Annotated in this window: 13 protein-coding genes; 4 read left to right on the top strand and 9 right to left on the bottom strand. The window is 59.4% G+C overall.

Going from position 1 to position 15,747, the window contains the following annotated elements; all coding sequences use genetic code 11:
* Positions 1–45: 45 nt before the first annotated feature.
* The 3 genes from C4S63_RS10185 to C4S63_RS10175 all read right to left on the bottom strand — a co-directional run bounded on the left by C4S63_RS10185 (position 46) and on the right by C4S63_RS10175 (position 3,926).
* The gene (locus tag C4S63_RS10185; RefSeq protein ID WP_063509212.1) at positions 46–417 is read right to left on the bottom strand and encodes a YbaN family protein; all 372 of its coding nucleotides are present in this window, start codon (positions 415–417) and stop codon (positions 46–48) included.
* A gap of 99 nt (positions 418–516) precedes the next feature.
* Complete coding sequence (locus C4S63_RS10180; protein ID WP_103917498.1) at positions 517–1,995, bottom strand: DUF945 family protein; 1,479 nt, start codon at positions 1,993–1,995, stop codon at positions 517–519.
* A 134-nt stretch (positions 1,996–2,129) separates the two neighbouring features.
* Positions 2,130–3,926 (bottom strand): acyl-CoA dehydrogenase C-terminal domain-containing protein, encoded by a 1,797-nt coding sequence (locus C4S63_RS10175; protein WP_062815855.1) that lies wholly within the window; start codon positions 3,924–3,926, stop codon positions 2,130–2,132.
* A 268-nt stretch (positions 3,927–4,194) separates the two neighbouring features.
* Between C4S63_RS10175 and C4S63_RS10170 the strand changes: the two genes are divergently transcribed.
* Together C4S63_RS10170 and C4S63_RS10165 are read left to right on the top strand one after the other, a co-directional pair.
* Entirely contained in the window at positions 4,195–4,383 is a 189-nt protein-coding gene (locus C4S63_RS10170; protein ID WP_062815854.1) for a Trm112 family protein, read from the top strand.
* A gap of 55 nt (positions 4,384–4,438) precedes the next feature.
* Complete coding sequence (locus C4S63_RS10165; RefSeq protein ID WP_103917497.1) at positions 4,439–5,533, top strand: phospholipase A; 1,095 nt, start codon at positions 4,439–4,441, stop codon at positions 5,531–5,533.
* Positions 5,534–5,908: 375 nt separating this feature from the next.
* Here the strand turns inward: C4S63_RS10165 and C4S63_RS10160 are convergent, their stop codons facing one another.
* From C4S63_RS10160 to C4S63_RS10135, 6 genes are all read right to left on the bottom strand, one after another.
* Complete coding sequence (locus tag C4S63_RS10160) at positions 5,909–7,036, bottom strand: DUF3570 domain-containing protein (protein WP_062815852.1); 1,128 nt, start codon at positions 7,034–7,036, stop codon at positions 5,909–5,911.
* Positions 7,027–7,263, bottom strand: coding sequence for a DUF4266 domain-containing protein (locus C4S63_RS10155; protein ID WP_082810776.1), 237 nt, complete (start codon positions 7,261–7,263; stop codon positions 7,027–7,029). Before C4S63_RS10155 ends, C4S63_RS10160 begins: the two co-directional genes overlap by 10 nt.
* Positions 7,260–7,751, bottom strand: coding sequence for a TlpA disulfide reductase family protein (locus tag C4S63_RS10150; protein WP_062815851.1), 492 nt, complete (start codon positions 7,749–7,751; stop codon positions 7,260–7,262). The genes C4S63_RS10155 and C4S63_RS10150 overlap by 4 nt, the downstream gene beginning before the upstream one ends.
* A gap of 20 nt (positions 7,752–7,771) precedes the next feature.
* Positions 7,772–8,320: an outer membrane beta-barrel domain-containing protein gene (locus C4S63_RS10145; protein WP_231866032.1), complete on the bottom strand. Its 549-nt coding sequence runs from the start codon at positions 8,318–8,320 to the stop codon at positions 7,772–7,774.
* Positions 8,321–8,403: 83 nt separating this feature from the next.
* Positions 8,404–9,147: an outer membrane beta-barrel protein gene (locus C4S63_RS10140; protein ID WP_103917496.1), complete on the bottom strand. Its 744-nt coding sequence runs from the start codon at positions 9,145–9,147 to the stop codon at positions 8,404–8,406.
* Between the two features lie 137 nt (positions 9,148–9,284).
* A complete protein-coding gene (locus C4S63_RS10135) occupies positions 9,285–11,894 on the bottom strand; it encodes a hypothetical protein (protein WP_103917495.1) in 2,610 nt (869 codons plus the stop codon).
* A gap of 203 nt (positions 11,895–12,097) precedes the next feature.
* On the opposite strand from C4S63_RS10135, the gene C4S63_RS10130 reads away from it, so the two are divergent.
* Both C4S63_RS10130 and C4S63_RS10125 read left to right on the top strand, forming a co-directional pair.
* Positions 12,098–13,282 (top strand): hypothetical protein, encoded by a 1,185-nt coding sequence (locus tag C4S63_RS10130; protein WP_103917494.1) that lies wholly within the window; start codon positions 12,098–12,100, stop codon positions 13,280–13,282.
* Between the two features lie 4 nt (positions 13,283–13,286).
* Positions 13,287–15,737, top strand: a complete 2,451-nt coding sequence (locus tag C4S63_RS10125; RefSeq protein ID WP_062815847.1) for a LamG domain-containing protein — start codon at positions 13,287–13,289, stop codon at positions 15,735–15,737.
* The last annotated feature ends 10 nt before the right edge of the window (positions 15,738–15,747 follow it).

The raw sequence follows: 15,747 nt of genomic DNA, 5'->3' as shown, positions 1-15,747 counted from the left end.
TGTGAGCATCGGACAGCGTCGTTCGGTATCGGCAATACCCCTGGCCTATTCAATCGGCTCCGGCCGGCGCCACATCCACAGCAACACCCCGCAAAGCAGCAGTGGCACGCCGATTTTCACGTAATCAGGCGCCGATGACAGACTGATCAGGGCAATGCTGATGAGCATCATGGTGGACGCTGCACACTTGGCGCGGCGGGGAATGGCACCGTGTTCGCGCCATTGACGGATATGCCCCCCGTGACGGGGATGCTGTACCAGCCAGCGCTCGAGCTGTGGCCAGCCGTGACTCCCGGCCCATGCCGCCAGCAGCAGGAAGACCACGGTGGGCATGCCCGGAACGACCACACCGATCATTCCCAGTAGCACAAACAGCATCGCTAGTGAGCGCCAGCACAGCACTCTGACTGTCCCCATGTCTCCCCTCCTAGAAGGCAATGGACCCGCGAGAGAATAATTACAGCATGCCCGATTTTACGGGGAATAAAAAACCCGCCAGACGGCGGGTTTTGCGGGTCAATCGACCTGGAGGGTCTCGGTTTCCTCGGCCTGCGGGTCACTGTCAGGAGCGGAGATGGCCTGCACCCGTGCCTGCAGTTGGGTCCGGCTCACGGGCTGACCGTTGAGACTCAGGACCCCGTTACCGACATTGATCACACTACGCCAGCGCTCGCCTTGTCGCTCCACAACGCCCTGCTCGGCAAGGGCCACCAGGCGGTCGGCATAGGGCGGCGGCACCATCCCCTGGTGCATGTCCAGGTGCACCTGAATATCCAGCATCTGCTGGAACTGCTCTTCACTCAGGGCCATCAGTTCCAGGGTGGGCAGGTTGCCACCCTCGACTCCCAGGTAACGGGCCTTGCTGTCCAGGGTGAGCTGCCGCTCCCCCTGGTCATCCACCAGCATCTGCAATGCCAGTTCACTATCCCCGGGGCGCAGCAGTTGCTCAGCGGCTACCTGCGTCATCTCCTCCAGCAGACTCTGCATACGCATCATCTGCTGCTCCATGTCAGCCTGCTCTCCGTTTCCGGACAGGGCGCCCATCAGGGCCCGGGTCTGGATTTCATCCATTTCCCGATTGAGGGCATGCACCCTGACCAGGGCCTGCTTGTCCAGGCCGGCATACTCCATGCCCAGATAGGCGCTGTCCATGGGCAGCGGCACCATGGGACCGGCCACCTGGTCCAGCCACAGCCGACTGTCGCCACTCAGGGTGTCACCGTGGTCCTTGGTGGTGCCCTGCAGGGTCAGATCAAACGCCAGCATCGGCTGCTGACCCTGGGACCAGCGCAGCTGCTTGCCGGTAAAATTGATATTTGCCAGCGGCAATTCTCCGCCCAACATGGCAATCACATCCACCGACCCGGTCAGCGAATCCACTGCAAACCCCATTTTCGGTGACGACACATCCAGCCCCTGCAGTGACAGGTAGGCATTGACCGGGTAGTCCCCCGCCGTCGGCCGCAACACGTCCAGCTGCAGCTCTTCAAGGACCACCTTACCCATGGGCGAATCCAGGTTTACCGGCGCCACCGCCACTTTCATGGTCAGGCTGCCGTCAAAGCCATAGCGGCTATAACCCGTCACCGGGGGCTTGCCCTGGAAAATCTCGCTCACCATGGCCGTCATTTCCGCAGGCAACTCGCTCAAATCCAGCACTTCCTCGCTGGCGGCAATGCCCACAAACAGACCGTCATCGGTCCAGGCGAAGGGGCCGTGGTGAATCGTGCTGAGAGAACAGATTTTTCCCGACATGGCACCCAGGTTGGCCGTTGACGCCATCTCACCCTGAATGATCAGGCAAGTCACCGCGCTGGCGCGGAATAGCCCGCGCTCATAACTGAACACATCAACGATGATATCCCGCTGCCCCGGAATCACTTCCAGACCTGCGACCTCCTCGCGAAACAGTGTCTCCGCACGCATGCCCACATAGAACGTGGCCCCCAGCCACGCCACAACCAGCACCAGAACCAGTGCAATCAACTTCTTCATGGATATCCCCCATCCCTGTCATATTTTTGTGCCGACACTATAGCGAAAAATGCCCGCTATGGTGTCCGCTCCCCTACCGTCAAAAAAAAACCCGCCGGATGAGGGCGGGTTTTTTTACTGGCATCAACGCCGGATCAGAACGCGAAGTGTTCCGCGTCCAGTTCCATCAGGCAGTCCAGGCCGCCTTCGATGGAGCCCTTGTGACCCGCCGCTCTCGGCAGGATGCGCTTGAAGTAGAACTTGGCCGTGCTGATCTTGGCCTTGTAGAAGTCCTCGTCACCGGCACCGGATTCCAGTGCGGCGTGCGCCACGGCTGCCATGCGCGCCCACAGGTACGCCAGGGTCACGTAGCCGGAGTACATCAGGTAGTCCACGGACGCGGCACCAACATAATCCGGGTTCTGCATGGCCTGCATGCCAATGGCCTGGGTCAGCTCGCCCCATTCCTTGTTGTAGCCAGCCAGGGGCTCCAGCAGTTCCTTCAGGTCGGCATTGTCGGCATTGCTCTCGCAGAACTTGTGTACGATCTTGGTGAAGTTACGCAGGGCCTGACCCTGGGTCATCATCACCTTACGGCCCAGCAGATCCAGCGCCTGGATACCGGTGGTGCCTTCGTACAGGGTGGAGATACGGGCATCACGCACGTTTTGCTCCATGCCCCACTCACGGATAAAGCCGTGACCACCGTAGATCTGCACACCGTGGTTGGCCGCTTCCAGACCCGCTTCGGTCACGAACGCCTTGGCGATCGGGGTCAGCAGCGCCATCAGTTCATCCGCTTCCTTACGGGCGGCTTCGTCTTTCTCCAGCTTCACCTTGTCGCCCAGCTGGGCACACAGGTAAACCAGGGCACGACCACCCTCGGCGAACGCCTTGGAGGTGAGCAGCATGCGACGCACGTCCGGGTGAACGATAATGGGATCTGCCGGGCCTTCCGGGTTTTTCGGGCCGGACAGGCTGCGCATGGCCAGACGGTCCTTGGCGTAGGTCAGACCACCCTGGAAACCCAACTCGGCGTGAGCCACACCCTGGATAGCGGTACCCAGACGAGCGAAGTTCATGAAGGTGAACATGCAGTTCAGACCCTTGTTCTCCGGGCCGATCAGGTAGCCTTTTGCACCGTCAAAGTTCATCACACAGGTGGCGGAGGCCTTGATGCCCATCTTGTGTTCGATGGAACCACAGGTCACGGTGTTGCGCTCGCCAACGCCGCCGTTACCGTCGGTCATGAACTTGGGCACGATGAACAGGGAGATACCCTTGGTGCCCTTGGGCGCGTCAGGCAGACGGGCCAGTACGATATGGACGATGTTCTCGGCCATGTCGTGCTCACCGGCGGAAATAAAAATCTTGGTACCGGTAATATTGAAGGAGCCGTCCGCGTTGGGCTCGGCCTTGGTCTTCAGGATGCCCAGGTCGGAACCACAATGGGGCTCGGTCAGACACATGGTGCCCGTCCACTCACCGCTGGTCAGTTTCGGCAGGTAGGCCTGTTTCTGCTCGTCGGTACCGTGCTCTTCGATGGTCGCTACGGCACCGTGGGACAGACCCGGGTACATGCTCCAGGACCAGTTGGCGGTACCGGTCATTTCGCTGATGGCGATACCGGCGGAACCGGGCAGGCCCTGGCCGCCGAATTCCGGGTCGCCGCCCATGGCCGGCCAGCCGCCTTCCACGTACTTGGCGTAGGCTTCCTTGAAGCCTTTCGGCGTAGTCACCACACCGTTGTCGAAACCACAGCCTTCCTCATCACCGGAACGGTTCAGGGGAGCCAGCTCGTTCTCGGCAAACTTGGCGCCCTCTTCCAGGAAGGCGTTCAGCAGTTCGCTGTTGACCTCTTCCAGACCGAGGCCCTGGTAATGGCCATCGATGTCCAGGACTTCATTCAGCACAAAGCGCATATCGCGCAGGGGAGCCTTGTAATCCGGCATCTCAAATCTCCCTAAAATCATCGGTGAAAATGAGGCGGGCCGTGGGCTCGCCAGCTATTTGGGACGCTAATCTTAGGTCAGGCCTCAATCCCCCCTCTACCCCTATTTGTGACCCGTGAGTCAAACAAGCGTTTGAAACTTGCGTTTGCCTTTATAGGCAACTGTTTTAACAGGTTTTTTGCAAAAACCGGGAGGGATTGCGGGAGGATTCTCTCCCCCGCGGTGGACATTGGGTATACTCCCGGAATCACTGCAAAGGACGGTAAAAATGATTGATACCAACCTACTCGACATTCTGGTTTGCCCGGTCAGCAAGGCGCCCCTCATCTATGACGACAAGGCCGGTGAACTCAAGTGCAAGGCCAGTGGCCTGGCCTACCCGGTACGCGATGGCATTCCTGTCATGTTGGAGGATCAGGCTCGCTCAATGAGCGACGAGGAAGTCAGCAACCTGTAACACAGGCAGCTGGATGAGCCAAACAGAACGCCCGGCAACGCAAAAGGATCCCCCCATGTGCAAATCTCTGGCGCTGGCCCTGACACTGGTAAGTGCCTCTATCTGTGCCTCCCCTGTCCTCGCCGAAGACGCTCCGAAAGCAACCGAACGCGAAAAAGAGCAGACGGCACAAACGCCGGAGAAAGAGACGCCGGTTCCCGATGCGCCTCCTACGGAGATGAGTCAAACCCAGCAGGAGAACGATTGCCTGCTGCGCAGTGCCCAGACGGCCAATGAGCAGGTTACCCTGAAAGAGCTGCGAGGCTGGTGCCAGAACGGTGAAGAGCTGCCCGGCGAACGGACCAACGAGGACGCCCTGCGCGCCCGCCTGGCGTTGGAGAACACCACCCGCGGCAATCCCTTTGTGATTACCCCTCACCGCCGTAATTACTTGCTGCCCTATAGCTACTGGTCCAACCGGCAATGGAATGATCCGGAGAAGGATGACCGGGATCTGCAACCCAACGAGGTGAAATTCCAGCTATCGCTCAAGGCCCCCTTGAAGGAAAACATCGTCGATGATGTCACTCTGTGGATGGCCTTCACTGGCACCTTCTTCTGGCAGGCTTACAACAGCGAGATCTCCGCACCGTTTCGGGAAACCAACTACGAGCCGGAGATCTTCATTTCCAAGCCTGTCGACTGGCAGATTGGACCGCTGGACTCCGAGCTGCTGGTGGCCGGTTTCAACCACCAGTCCAATGGTCGGGATGTCCCCGTGTCCCGGAGCTGGAACCGGGTATTCATGAACTATATCTTCAAGACCGGTGACTATTACTGGTCCGTGAAACCCTGGTACCGGATTCCCGAAGAGAAGAAAGATGACCCACTGGACACGTCCGGCGACGACAATCCGGACATCGAAAAATTCATGGGCAATTTCGAACTGGAAGTAGCCTACCCGTTCCGCAACCACGTGCTTGAGCTGATGGTGCGCAACAACCTGCGCTCGGACAACAAAGGGGCCGGGCGGATCAACTACTCCTTCCCGTTAAGCAAGCGTTTCAAGGGACTGGTACAGGTATTCAGCGGTTACGGTGATTCGCTGATCAACTACGACGATTACGAAAACCGTTTCAGCTTCGGCATTTTGCTGACGGATTCGCTGTAGCACACAGGCCCGGAAGTTTTTTGCAGGAGCGTCGCTGGCGGCGCGATTTCCTCCCTGCCAGGCACTCATCCCGCTGGAGTCATGCGTGCATGGTGAATAGGGTTGGGGGGGATACCGGATCGGGAGGGTTTGGAAAGACCTGTCGAGCCCAAATATTCCTGATCGCCCTCCGGTCGATTTCCGCGCGAGCGCGGTTCGCATGTCATAGATCCCCGGGGGAGCAAGCATAGGTTATTCGCTTCGCGCACCCTTCGGGCCGCACTGCACTACGTGCGTTACTCCGCTACGCTCCGTTCCTACAGCGGCATCGTAGAAATGCCGAGGCCCGGGGGAATTTTCCAGCTTTTTCCCTATCCATCGAGTGTAGCTCGTAGCTCAATACCACAACGTAAACAATAACCGGGTTACGGTGGCATCAAAGCTGTACAGGGGTTCCGTGCCCGGGGTCGTATCGACACGGATATCGCGGTAGTTGTCGTAATCGAAACTGAAGCGATCGACCCACAGATTCAGCCCTGCCCGGTCGATGGTTTCCCAGTTCGGCTTGCTGAACTCGAAACCGATGCCCAGCCCCACAACGGTGGAACTGAACTCGCTAAGCTCCTTGTCCCGGGCCAGAAAATTCTGCGCGTTCTGGAAAGGAAACAGGTCGGCATAAAAATCCGCATCACCCTGCTGGTAGGCCCGATAACGTCCTTCCAGTGTCCAGTTGCTGCCCAGGGGTTGTATCAGCTTGACCTGCCAGCTACTGGCATCAATGCCCCAGGAGTCATCATAGATCCGGTATTCCCCATGCAGGCCCGCTCGCCAGGGTAGATAGTAGGACAGCCGCAGGGAGGTGGCTTCACTGGTGCGTGTTTCCGGATAACGTTCCGGCTCAAAACTGTAGCTGCCGCCGGAGGTCAGATAGCGCACCGAACGGTAGGGATTGTTCAGATAGCCTTCGTCGGTGATCAGCTCATGACCCAGGCTGGCCATCAGGTTCCGGGTCAGGATTTGTGACAGGTTGATACGAAAATGCTGTCGATCCGCCTCTTCCGCAAAGCTGTTGTCACCGGTGCGGAAGACTTCATCCCAGCCTTTGGAGTACCCCAGGCTCAGCGTCGTCAGGTCACCGAAAAAATCCTGACTCATGTCAAAGTGCACCGAGTTGGCCTCGAAATCATTTTCCTCGCTGTTGGCGTAGCTTAACGAGTAAATAGCCTTGCCATGCAGGTAGTCGACGCCCACGCTTTTTTCGGTACGTTCTTCCGAGTAGGGGCTGGCGCTGACCAGCACATCAATGGAGGCGGCGGAAACCTCATCCACATAATAGTTGGCATGCACTGCCACCTTGTCGGCAAAGGATTTTCTTACCAGCACGGAGGGGCCGTTGATTTTCATGCCGCCCCCTTCGTACTGATGGTAGAGCACATCCAGCCGGTCCTCAGGCAACACCGAGGCCTGCAGCAGGGTACTGGCCCCCAGCAGCAAGGCCACCGACAGCGTACGCATCAGTTGCATCCGCAACCTCCACCCGCACTACCTTCCGCTCCACGCATGCTTTCCCGGGCCTGATGCACATGGCCCATGTAGCTTTCCGCTATCGGGTGTGCCGATACATTCATCACCGGGTCCGCCAGTCTGGCGCGGTCATAGGGCTTGAGCCAGGGTCTGACGGCGCAACCGCTGGCGGTAAACGCCAGGAGCAGAATCAGTCCGGCAATACGTATCGTTCCCACTGTTTTCATTCCAGCACCAGCGCCTTCACCTGCTCTTCGTATTTATCCATGTAGCCATCCTTGTAACCCCGGTGGTGATGACGAACCACGCCATTGCGATCAATCAGTACGGTCGTGGGCATGGCATCCACGCCATAGGTTTCACTGGTGCTGTTTTGCGGATCAAACAGTACCGGAAAGGTCACCGGAATCTTGTCCAGAAGGCGATCTGCCTGGTCACGGTTTTCATCCAGATTGACACCCAGCACGGTAAATCCGTAATCCCGATATTCCTCATAGAGCGCGTCCAGCAGAGGCATTTCCGTCCGGCAGGGTCCGCACCAGGAAGCCCAGAAATTCAGCAAGATCACAGTGCCCCGCTGCTCACTGAGTTTCAGGTTGGTGCCATCAAGGGTCTTCAGCGTGAAGTCCGGCGCGGGCTCCCCCTCCGCAGAGTACGCATTGCTTGCCAACAGCAAAGCCAACGCGCCCAGTATCATTGTCAGTGTTTTTTTCATTATTGCTCCCCCTACCCTTTTCAGAAAAACAGGCTGACCCCGGCGGTCAGTTCAAGATTGTGAGTGGTCTTGTCTTCCCCCAGCACATCCAGATTGAAGATGTGATCTTTCATATCCACACGCACGGCGATCAGGTCATTGACCAGCAGCCGATACCCCACACCAACACCCAGAGTGAAATGCTCATCGCCGGCAAAATCCGTAATGCCCGCCCCGCCCAGCAAGTAGAGGGCATTGTTAAAGGTACGCCCCCCCGACAGGAAGGCTTCGCCTGGCAGCAGGTTGTAGCCTACCGACGCCTGGTAATAGGTAAACTCGCGCTCGTCATCATTGAGCAGTCGCACCCCGGCATTGAGGGTTTCGAAACTGGTTTCACCTGCCTCCGCCCGGCCCAATACCGCTTCGAAGAACACATCCTCGGACAAGTGGTAATCCAGCCTCACCCCGACTACCGGCTCGGCACCGAAATCTTCGATGGAAAGAATGCCCGCGTAGATACCCGCCTCAAAATTTTCCGTATCAATGTCCGCTTCCTTGATACGGCGGCGTTCGATTTCAGGATCCAGCACCGATCCCGGGTCAGCATCCTGGATGGAGGTTTGTTGATGGTTCGTCTCTTGCCCATACCCTGTGAGAGGCAACAGGCACAACGTTAAAACAGCAGGGAGAAACCGAGTTTCCATTCTTCCAGATTCCGGTTGTCGTTTTCTTCGGTGAACAGCACATAGCTCCGGTATTCACCCCGTAATACAAAGCCGCGGGCGAGATAGACTTTCAGGCCGCCACCGGCAAAGGCCAGTGTCTCGTCACGGTTTTCCGGGCGCACCAGAGTGGCCCGGGGTTCAATACTGGCACGGCCGGTTCCCAGCATCACGTAGGGGGAGACTCGCCAGCGCGGGAAAAGCTGATGCTGAAGGTTCAACTCAAGCAGCTTGTTGTTGGAAAAATTACCGCTGGCCTGGGTAAACATGGCTTCTGCTGTAAAGTTTTCGGTGAACCGGTAACCCATTCCGACGGCCAGTGAGGTCACCCCGTCCAGCTCCCCCGCCAGCACCGATGCCTGCCAGTGCCCCCCCGTGAAGTCCTCATAGCCCAGGTGTTGCAATTCCGGAGTCTCACCGGCGCCATCCAGGGTTTTCAGCAGGGCCTTGCGGGGCACCCAGCCAATGCGTCCGCGCGGTGTTTCCACCTTGATCCAGCCCGCGCGCTGAAACAACAGGGTCAACGGAGCATGGCGCTCCACCACATGGAATACCGGATAGCCACGGCCCGGCCCGGTATGAACCTCCACATAGGGCTCGGCAACCTTGACTTGCAAGGCTGGCGCCGGTTCGGATGAGACCGCCTGGGCCGGGAACAGCACCAACATGGATAACAGGACAACTACAAGGCGCAACGGGTGCGTCTCCCCTTTCAATCAAACAGTCAATAAGCCCGGAGTCACAATCCCGGGCTTGTCTTCAGATGCCATCGGTCCAGTGGAAAAGATGTCATCGACCCCTGTCAGGCTAACTAAGCCGACAGATCGCCTTCTCAGTTTTCGGGGACCCTGAACGGATCGTTATACAGTTGCGCCCCCAGGTCGATCCATTCTGCCAGCAATCGCAGTTCTTCTGCCGTCAACCAGCCGTCGTGGACTCCCCCGCCGATAAAGGTATCAAAGAATGCCGCCGAATTGCGCGCCTGCCCGGCACGAATCACCGAGGCTACCGGTACTGTTTCTGTCACCGGAACCGGATTACCCATGTTATCCAGAATCAGCTCGCCGTCTTCATCAGTTTGGTAAACGACATTGCCTTCCCCATCCGTGACGATCACCAGGCGATCCACCAACGCCCCGTCTTCCAGGATCAGCTCGTTGTCGTTGAACAGTAATTCCCGGTAACTGGTAGGTTGTAATGGCTGGTCCGCTGAAGCTTCACCGGTGAGCTCCAGCTGGGCAGGGGGTACCTGCAGCGCATTCATGGCATCGCGACGGTTGTGGCAGGAGGAACAGGTCACGTCCTGCAGATTGCCATCCACATCCGCCTGGCGGGGCAAATCCCAAAGCGGCTGGATATGATCCTCGTAGTGAATCACCGTGCGGCATTCCGCTTGCCATTGCTGCTGACACTGCACGGTAGCCGGCGCCAGCGTCTCCAGGTCCGCATAGGCCAACAGCCAGTCTTCACTCGGTGCCGGGTCGCTCCAGGCATCGAAATCACGCATATCGATACTGGGAATTTCCCGTTCCGGGTAGAGCCGGGTCAGGGCCTGTGCCATGGTTTCGCCAGCATCGGCGAAGCCCACCACATCCGTGCGAGTGTTCGGGAACGGCTGACCGGTAGATGGCGCGCCGGTATTGATGGAGGGCGCCATGCCATCGGTACGGCCATGGGGCAGCGGCGAATTGTTGGCATGACACCCCTGGCACTGCAGGGTTTCTCCGGGCCGTACGTTGATCCAGGCACCATGCCGGTTATAGACCGACTTGCCGTCCGCATCCACCAGCTGCAAACCCAACGGCGCATCCGCCGGTACCTGCACCCGCACCGAGCCATCCGGCTCCACGGGGACATAGCCAACGATCTCACGCATGCCGAAATTCGCCGCCCGCCCGAATTGGGCACCGGCGATATCCCGCACATCCTCATCGGGAATCAGCACCCCCTTGGTAATACGCAGGAACCGAACCCGCCGTTGTGAAGGCGTCACCAGGGAAGGATCCCGGTACTGTTCCAGGGAGGCAATCCCCGGCAAGCCTGGCGTGTTGAAGGTGACGAAACGGCTGTCCATGTCGTAGACACTGCGGATATCCAGCCGTGCCAGATTTTCCTCGGCAAGCGCCTCATCCCGGACACTATCCAGGGCCTGGGACGGCAAGCTGCGCGGCGTGGCCACCGCCAGCTCGGTCACCCAGAGATTATTCCGGGGGGAGACCACAGGGCGCTGGGTACCCTCAGCGGGATCCAGTATCCACAGACCGAAAGCCGGCGGCGCTTCCGGCAACCCCTGACCCAGGTAATCCGCGGTGCAGGGGCGCAGCGTATCGCCCTCCAGCAAACGACAGGGAGACCAGGCCATCAGAAACCGGCCTGAACCATCATCCATGCTCACCAGATCCGCCAATCGGCCTTCCACGGCCACTGTGTCATCCAGGGTGGCAGCCGGACCGGGCAGGACCTGCTCCGGTTGACTGGCCACCCGCCCATGGAGCGGACCGTCTCGATTGACGAAGTTATCGATATCGATGGCCAGCGGCTGCATTTGCCCGGCTCCGGCTTCACGCAAACGGGCGGCGGTGAGCAGGCGCCCATCTCCCATCAGGGACAGGGGCAGGAATTCCCGGGTTCGATCATCGCCGGCGTCATGACTGTCGGCGCCATAGAGCGGCGACAAACCACTGCCATCCGGATTCACCCGGTACAGATCAAAGCGATTTTCGTTGTCCTTGTTGTCCCAGCGCAGAAACAGGATTCGGCCATCACGCCCTACCAGTGGCGCCACATCATGGCTCATGTTGAAGGTGATCTGCTCGATCTCCACGCCATCGGCACTCATTACGTGCAAGGCAAAGGCGGCGTTATCGCGACCCTCCTCCAACGGGGTGAACTGGGGTTTTCCCTCGTCCAGCAAGCGGGCCCGGGCCTGGCGCTGACGGGTAGATGCAAACACGATACGACCATCCGGCAAATAGGCCGGATAGCGATCCTGCCCTTCTTCGGCACGCAGGTCGCTGCTGATCAGCCGCCGGGCCGCGCCTGATTGAAAGTCGTACTCCCAGAGATTCCAGGTCGGTTGTTCGTCCTCATCCGCGTCCTCAATCTCCGGCGCCCGGGCAGAAAACAGCAGGCGGCTTCCGTCGTAGCTGACAGTGAGGTCACGAATATCATGGCCATCGCCCAGAATCGCCGTGGTGATATCGCGAGCCACAGCACGGGAGGAAGCGCTATCGCGCACCATCAGCCTGGCTCCGGCCTGGAATGAAACCGGCTCCTCCAGAGACTCCATCACGATGCCACCGTCTTCATCCCTGGGCAGATCTCGCTGCACATACGCCACCGGGATATCGGTTACCGTGGGGTCTTTTTGCTGATCCCCCCCGTCCATGCCACCACAGCCACTCATCCCCATGAGCAAGCCCAGCAGGACAGGTACCCTCATTATTTCCACCGTTCGTCCGTTTTTTTCTGGTTTGTGTCAGTATCGCGAATCCGATCTTGATTTTCTGGGCCCCAATTCACAGAGCCTGATGCAGAATGTCATGGACAATAACTGCGGGAAACGGGAAATCTGTTAAACGGTCGCTTTGGGCTGCCAACCAATGGCAACCAACCGACACCGTAACAAAGAAAAAGGATACAGCCATGAAAGGCTATCGGGGGATCTTTCTGGTGGCGCTGGCTTTGAGCCTGCCTGTAACAGGCATGGCCAACAGTCGCGACCAGGCGCAACGCATACACAACCGTCTTGCCGGCGTGCCGGCGGATGCCGCCACATTGAACACCATGGTGAACCTGATCGAGGGCAATGCCTCCAGCGGCCCCCGTGATGCCGCCGAATTGGCCATGGAGCACCCGGCGTTCTATAACGTCACACTCAAGCAATTCGCCACACCCTGGACCAATGAAGCCCAGGATGTGTTCGCTCCCCTGAATGATTACACCGCCACGGTGATTGGCGCGATTCGCGACGATCTGGACTTTCGCCGCATTCTTTACGATGACCTGCTTTATGTGGGCAACGTCAGTCCGCCAGCCTCTGCGGACAGCAATGCCCATTACCGCAACCTGGAGAGCCAGCACGCCAACCTGGCCCAGGTGCTTTCTGCCAGCAGCCAGGCCAGCCAGTACGGCACCCCCTCCCAGGCTGTGGCCGGTGTATTGACCACCCGTGCCGCTGCCAATGCCTTTTTCTATGCCGGCACCAATCGGGCCATGCTGCGCTTTACCCTGATGAACCATCTCTGCCGAGACCTGGAACAGGTCCAGGACACCACCCGCCCCTCCGACCGCATCCGCCAGGATGTGAGCCGCAGCCCGGGCGGCGACAGCCGGATTTTCCGTAACAACTGCATCAGCTGTCACAGTGGCATGGACCCACTGGCCCAGGGATTTGCCTACTACGACTGGGAAGGCCCCCAGGAAGGGGATGGTGGCCGCATGGTCTACAACACCAGTGCCGACCCGGACACCGGCACCCGGGTGCAAGGCAAATATCTGATCAACAGCAACAACTTTCCCTGGGGCTACATCACCCCCGACGACAGCTGGGACAATTACTGGCGTGAAGGCCCCAATGCCAACCTGGGCTGGGACCCGAACCTGAACGGCAGCGGCAGTGGCGCCGCCAGCCTGGGGCGGGAGCTGGCCCACAGCGAGGTATTTGCTACCTGCCAGGCAGAAAAAGTGTTTGAGGCCGTCTGCCTGCGCAAGCCCGCAGACGGGAACGACACCGCCCAACTGGCCAGCATGACCAGTCAGTTCAAAAATGATAACTACCGCATGAAGACGCTGTTTGCCGATGCGGCCACCTACTGCATGGGGGACTGAGGCGATGCGATATCTTCCACTTGTCAGCGTACTTTGTGCCGCACTGATCAGCGGCTGCGGCGGCAGCGGCAGCGGCTCCGACACCACCCCGAATCGCAACAATGGTGGCGGCAACAACAACGTCAATTATGATGGCCCGGCGCCGCGCAACGCCGACGTCTCCGCGTTCAAGATCTACATCTGGAATAACCTGGTCAGTGAACAGCGTTGCGGCGCCTGTCACCGTGACCAGCAACCGGCTTTCCTGCAGACCGGCGATATCAACCAGGCCTATTCAGCGGCAAACCCGCTGATCAACCTCAACCAGCCTGCGTCCTCGCAGATGGTTCAGAAAGTGGCCGGTGGGCATAACTGCTGGGAATCCGACCCGCAGTTCTGTGCCGACCAGATCAGCACCTGGATCAGCGCCTGGGCAGGCGAAAGCCTGGGACTGGGCGGCGGCACCACGGAACTGGAAGAACCGCCAATCAAGGACCCGGGAAACAGCAAGAACTTCCCCCAGGATCCCAGTCTCTTCCAGACCCATGTCTACCCGCTTCTGGATGACCATTGCAGCGACTGCCACCAGAGTGACGCCAACACTCCGCAGGGCCCCTACCTGGCCGCGGATGACGTGAACGAGGCCTACATTGCCGCGCGCAGCAAAATAGACCTGAACAGCCCGGAGCTGAGCCGACTGGTCGAGCGCCTGGGCGAAGACAGCCACAACTGCTGGAGCGACGACTGCGACAGTGATGCCCAGGCCATGGAAAATGCCATTCGTGCCATGGCGGATGCCATTATCCCCACCGCGCCGGACAGCGACCTGGTGCTGAGCAAGTCACTGAATGTGGACGACGGCACCCTGGCTGCCGGTGGCGGCCGCTACGAAAGCAACATCATCGCCCGCTATGAATTCAAGACCGGCGAAGGCCTGACCGCCTTTGACAGCTCCGGCGTGGACCCGGCCATTCACCTCCAGTTCAGCGGCGACGTGACCTGGGAAGGCGGCTGGGGCATCCGCCTCAACAACGGCAAGGCCCAGGGCAGCACGGCCACCAGCAAGAAACTCAGCGACATGATCCGTGCCACCGGCGAGCTGACACTGGAAGCCTGGCTGGTACCCGCCAGCACCGGCCAGGATGATGCGCACATCATCAGCTACTCCGCCGGCCCGGACGCCCGCAACCTGACCTTGGCGCAAAGCGGCAGCAACTATCAGGTACTTCAGCGAATCGGCGAAGCCACCGACGGCAACGGCGAACCGGCACTGGACACCGCCGATGACCCGCTGCAGGCCAGCCTGCAGCATGTGGCAGTGACCTTCGATCCGGTAAACGGCCGGCAGATCTACATCAATGGCGTGCGTAATGGTGCCACTGACCCGGTCACCCCCGCCCTTCTCAACACCTGGGATGACACCTTTGCCCTGGTGCTGGGTAATGAAGCCTCCAGTGACCGGCCCTGGGAAGGCGTGATCCGCTTTGCAGCCATCCACAACCGCGCCCTCACCGAAGCGCAGATTCGTACCAACTTTGACGCCGGCGTGGGCGAGCGTTACTTCCTGCCGTTCTATATTGGCCACCTGATCGATCAACCCGGTGCCTATGTGGTGTTTGAAGTGTCCCGCTTTGATAACTTCAGCTACCTGTTCGCCGCCCCCTACTTCATCAACCTGGAACAGGACATTGTCAGTGATGAAGTTCCCCTGGCCGGCCTGCGGCTGGGCATCAACGGCCAGGTGCCGGACGTGGCGCAAGCCTTCGCCACCCTGGATACGCAGATCGGTGGTGACGGCTACAGCGAACAGGGGGAAACCCTGTCACGCCTGGGCACCCTGCTACCGGTGGAACAGGGTCAGGACAATGACGAATTCTTCCTGACCTTCGAACGCCTAGGCAGCCATACCCATGTTCACACCGAACCACAGCCCCTGCCGCTGACACCCAATGAATACGGAGAGCAACCTCTTGCCGGGCTCCGCAATTTTGCGGAAATCAACGCCACCATGAGCACCCTTACCCGGGTCCCGGAAGGCTACGGCGATGTGCCCGACACTTACCAGCGCCTGCGCACCCAACTGCCCAGCGAGGAAAACATCGAGGCGTTCCTCACTGCTCACCAGGTGGGCGTCGCCCAGTTAGCCATCGAATACTGCAACGCGCTGGTGGAGGCCGAACGCACCAATGATGCCGCCATTCCCCCTCTGTTCGTGGGGCTCAACTACAACGCCGGCGCCAACACCATCACCCCTCAGCAATGGCGTGACTGGGTGATTTCACCGCTATTCGAACGCATGGTCGGCAATGGTCAGGCCGACCAGCCGGCCCGCGCCGATGTGGAAGGAGAACTGGAACAGCTGCTATTTGATACCAACCTGACCCAGTGCAGCAGCGACTGCGTGGAACGCACCGCCACTGCCGCCAAGGCGGCCTGTGCGGCCATGCTGGGCAGCGCCACCATGCTGATGCAATAGAGCCTGTTTG

Source organism: Alcanivorax sp. DSM 26293, assembly GCF_900107995.1.
GTDB lineage: Bacteria > Pseudomonadota > Gammaproteobacteria > Pseudomonadales > Alcanivoracaceae > Alcanivorax.
This window is presented reverse-complemented; position numbering and strand designations above follow the sequence as displayed.

What these genes read in the sequence shown, in the direction of transcription:
- C4S63_RS10185 (WP_063509212.1), bottom strand. Translation starts at nt 417, where the DNA reads ATGGGGACAGTCAGAGTGCTGTGCTGGCGCTCACTAGCGATGCTGTTT.
- C4S63_RS10180 (WP_103917498.1), bottom strand. Translation starts at nt 1,995, where the DNA reads ATGAAGAAGTTGATTGCACTGGTTCTGGTGCTGGTTGTGGCGTGGCTG.
- C4S63_RS10175 (WP_062815855.1), bottom strand. Translation starts at nt 3,926, where the DNA reads ATGCCGGATTACAAGGCTCCCCTGCGCGATATGCGCTTTGTGCTGAAT.
- C4S63_RS10170 (WP_062815854.1), top strand. Translation starts at nt 4,195, where the DNA reads ATGATTGATACCAACCTACTCGACATTCTGGTTTGCCCGGTCAGCAAG.
- C4S63_RS10165 (WP_103917497.1), top strand. Translation starts at nt 4,439, where the DNA reads ATGTGCAAATCTCTGGCGCTGGCCCTGACACTGGTAAGTGCCTCTATC.
- C4S63_RS10160 (WP_062815852.1), bottom strand. Translation starts at nt 7,036, where the DNA reads ATGCAACTGATGCGTACGCTGTCGGTGGCCTTGCTGCTGGGGGCCAGT.
- C4S63_RS10155 (WP_082810776.1), bottom strand. Translation starts at nt 7,263, where the DNA reads ATGAAAACAGTGGGAACGATACGTATTGCCGGACTGATTCTGCTCCTG.
- C4S63_RS10150 (WP_062815851.1), bottom strand. Translation starts at nt 7,751, where the DNA reads ATGAAAAAAACACTGACAATGATACTGGGCGCGTTGGCTTTGCTGTTG.
- C4S63_RS10135 (WP_103917495.1), bottom strand. Translation starts at nt 11,894, where the DNA reads ATGAGGGTACCTGTCCTGCTGGGCTTGCTCATGGGGATGAGTGGCTGT.
- C4S63_RS10130 (WP_103917494.1), top strand. Translation starts at nt 12,098, where the DNA reads ATGAAAGGCTATCGGGGGATCTTTCTGGTGGCGCTGGCTTTGAGCCTG.
- C4S63_RS10125 (WP_062815847.1), top strand. Translation starts at nt 13,287, where the DNA reads ATGCGATATCTTCCACTTGTCAGCGTACTTTGTGCCGCACTGATCAGC.